Origin of the sequence: Shewanella sp. MBTL60-112-B2 (genome assembly GCF_019655055.1) — a bacterium.
In the GTDB taxonomy this organism is placed as follows: Bacteria; Pseudomonadota; Gammaproteobacteria; order Enterobacterales; family Shewanellaceae; genus Shewanella.
In genome coordinates this window covers 1-3,471 of sequence record NZ_BPFA01000059.1, presented here as the reverse complement: position 1 = coordinate 3,471, position 3,471 = coordinate 1, and the positions used below count along the sequence as shown (strand labels likewise).

Genomic DNA, 3,471 nt, shown 5'->3' with positions numbered 1-3,471 from the left:
GCACCACTCTTATCAAGTGCTGTCGCATTAACCGCAATAACATTACTACCAGTATAACTAGTTAACATTCGACAATTCCGTATATGAAACATTATTATGAAGCATTAATAGCTCTTTTTAGCTTACTCTGTCCGCGAAATTATCCTTCGCAAAGACGCCATTAGCATATTTCTCCAACAACCCTAGAGTTTATTCCGGTTAAGATATTTTTTAGATTGTAAGCGGCCAGTAAAAACCTATGTAACCAGCCCATTCTATTAACTTCAACAAAAGTTACATTCTTTGAACTCTCTAAATTAAAATCTTTAGGAATAAAACAAATGAAGTGAAATATTTTATTTTTGGATGCGTGCATCATCAATTGCTTTAGTATTGTTAGAGCACCACTTTATCAAGAGCTGTTGCATTAGCTACAATGTTAAAACTTCCTATTTTTTTACATATATTCAACTAGGTCGATTATGAACTTCTATAAAAAACTTTTTATGTAACTCAGCAGACTTACTCCAAGAAAAGCCTGAGACACGCTTTTTGCCTTTTAAAATTAATTCCTCTGCTAATTGAGCATCACTCAGAATCAGGTCAATCGCTCTCGATATCTCCTCTGAGGAATCAGGATTGAAAAATAATGCAGAGTCTCCAGCTATCTCAGGTAAACATGTTGCATTTGAACTAATAACTGGCACCTCCATAGCAAAAGCTTCTAGGATAGGAATTCCGAATCCTTCATACAAAGAAGGAAAAACAAAAGCTGTCGCATTCTTTAATAAAACTTTCAACTCTTCGGTATCAACTCTACCTAAAAAATGAACACTTCCCTCTATACCATATCGCTCTGGAGCTGTATAAATACTTTGACTATTTACACCAGCAGAACCACAAATTAATAAGTCCACATCAAGTGTTTTTATCTGAGAAAATGCTTCGATTAATCGCTCAATATTTTTCTTAGGATAAACCGTACCAATATTAATTAAGTAATGTTTCTTTTGAGTATATTTACCAATTACTTTGATTTCATCCTCTATAGCAACACTGTAAGGTTCATTTAATTCATAAGGCAAACCATGGTAGATAACTGTTGAACGTTCTTGGATCGACTTCCCAAAAATATCTGAAAACTCATCCTGACAATACTTAGAAATACAAATTATCCCATCAACATTATGAATCCAGTTCGAAGTAAAAAACTTATTCTTCAACTTCTGAAGTAAATTACCTACTAATTGACCTTCTGTAATTGATGCGGCATCATGCAATGTAAAAATGGTCTTACAAGGGTAAGGAGATAATGGAAGCCTAAGAAATGGACCAAAATACAAGTCAGCGTTAATTTCTTTTAATAGACGAGGCAAGCACCAGTACCATTTAACCTTCCGAACAAGACTACTAGAACTACTAGGTGCTATATATACAATAGAATGCTTATTTAATTCTAGGCTTAGCTTTGGCATTTCATTCGACGCTAAAAATACAAATTCAAACTTTTCGTCTCTAGCAGCAACAAATTCGCGAATTATGTTTTGACAATATACAGCTACGCCTACTCGCTCTAGTTGAGCATCTCTAATATCCATTACAATTTTCATTACATACTCTTTAATTTCAATCGACCGATAAGTTGCGAAAATTTAACCACCATAATTTCCCTGCTGTTTTTGTCCAAATAATATTTCCAACCTAAAATATAAAAAGCACAAAGAATGAATGTAGATGCTAAAAGCAATGCTAAATTTGAATCATTAAATATTGCTGCAGATAAATATGCAATACAGAAGAATGACAAATAAAAAAGAGGTAACCTACCACTCCTTATAGATCTTGGCAATTCTATATTCGTCAACTTTTTTCTAATACAAAACAAAATAAGAAGATCGATTAACGCCCAAGAAGACCAAACTACAGCGATACCAACCAGACCAAACTCCTTACCAGCAAAGTATAGGCCACACGCATAAAATGGTAATTCCAGCAAATGCCGCTTAGCTGTTAAATCAGGCCTACCTAAAGCCTGAATCTGAGCTAATAACACAAAGTTTAGTGATTCTGCAAACTTTCCAACTGCAAATATCTGTATTGTTACAAACATAAATATTGATATTTCACCTAACCATAAATGCATTAGCGGTTTAGCTAAAATAATCACTGTTATAAAAACAGGAGCTATAAGATAACCCATTATCTCTAAAGCTTGCATTGTTAAGCGATCTACTTCATCAATCTGGTTTTTTAATTTACTAAATAAAGGAAATAAGACACTTGTAATCATAGCAGGCAAAATCAAGAATCTTGCTATAACATCAAATGGAACACTATAGTACGTCAACGCAGTTGCACCTAAAAGACTAGCAATTATAGCTTTATCTAAATAGGCAGCTGCCATAGGGGAACCTATTATATTTGTAAGGTTAGACCACCATCCAAATGATAATATCACCTTCAATTTACCAAACGTTAGACTCCTTCTTTTTTTAATGTTACCAAGCTTTACTTTAACTATAATAGTATATAGCACAACTTCTAACATGCATATAAATAAGAAAGATAGAATGACTAACCATAACTGTGGAACAAAATAATAAATAATAAATGGAGAAAGGCTTATTGATAAACCAGAGAATAATCGAACTAAATTTATATATTTAAACTCTTCATACCCCTCCAAAACCCCTCTAACTGCAGATGATATAACCACAAAAAAAGCTGTAATTATTGCTATTTTTGATGACAACAAAAGATCGGAATCATTTATAAAACTACTGTTCTGAAATACAGATAAAATATATTCAATAGAAAAAAATATCGTTAATGTCACAATTAAACTAATGCAAAAAAGTAATGTAAGCACTTTTTTTACAGCTGAAGGAATGTAGGATTGCATTTCTGTAAACTTATTTGAAGAAATGTAATGGGTAAGAGCGCGGCCAACACCAAAGTCAAGAAAGCTTGAATAACCAACAATAACCCAAATTAAGCTTAACACCCCAAAATTTTCAGTACCTAATAATTTAATAGTAAATGGGATTATTATTATGGTTATTAATATTGGTAAAACATAACCCATGAAGTTCCACATTATGTTTTTTTCTGTAGATTGCATATACACGTCTTATTCTAAATGTAAAAAACTAATAAAGGTGTCTTATCACGTCAGTATTATACCAAACGGCTTTATATGGAACGAGCAACTCTTTATCATAGGAAAACTGAAATGACAATCTAACCAAGCAAAATAGAATGAAAATAACAGTAAAAATAGTATAATTCACTTGCTTTACTTTTGAAACTATTATTGAAAACAGAAATATTTCATATATATAAAAGTACAGACCTCCTCTTGTGGCAATAATTGGATATATGGGCTGAAATAGCAACAACAAAATTATAGAGAAAAAGTAGGCAGCGAAGTAAAATTTAAACCTTCGCCCTAAAACAGTGAAGCCAACATTCGGATTCCTATCAACAAACAGT

The 3,471-nt window shown here is 32.5% G+C and carries 2 protein-coding genes; both read right to left on the bottom strand.

Features of this window, described 5'->3' with window-relative positions; genetic code table 11:
- Positions 1-446 precede the first annotated feature (446 nt).
- A complete protein-coding gene (locus K5Q73_RS21130) occupies positions 447-1,589 on the bottom strand; it encodes a glycosyltransferase family 1 protein (protein ID WP_220764506.1) in 1,143 nt (380 codons plus the stop codon).
- On the bottom strand, positions 1,589-3,100 hold the full coding sequence (locus K5Q73_RS21125; RefSeq protein WP_220766181.1) for an oligosaccharide flippase family protein: 1,512 nt from the start codon (positions 3,098-3,100) through the stop codon (positions 1,589-1,591). Before K5Q73_RS21125 ends, K5Q73_RS21130 begins: the two co-directional genes overlap by 1 nt.
- Between the last annotated feature and the right edge of the window lie 371 nt (positions 3,101-3,471).

Bases quoted from the DNA above. Each gene is read 5' to 3' on its own strand.
- K5Q73_RS21130 (WP_220764506.1), bottom strand. From the start codon at position 1,589: ATGAAAATTGTAATGGATATTAGAGATGCTCAACTAGAGCGAGTAGGC.
- K5Q73_RS21125 (WP_220766181.1), bottom strand. From the start codon at position 3,100: ATGCAATCTACAGAAAAAAACATAATGTGGAACTTCATGGGTTATGTT.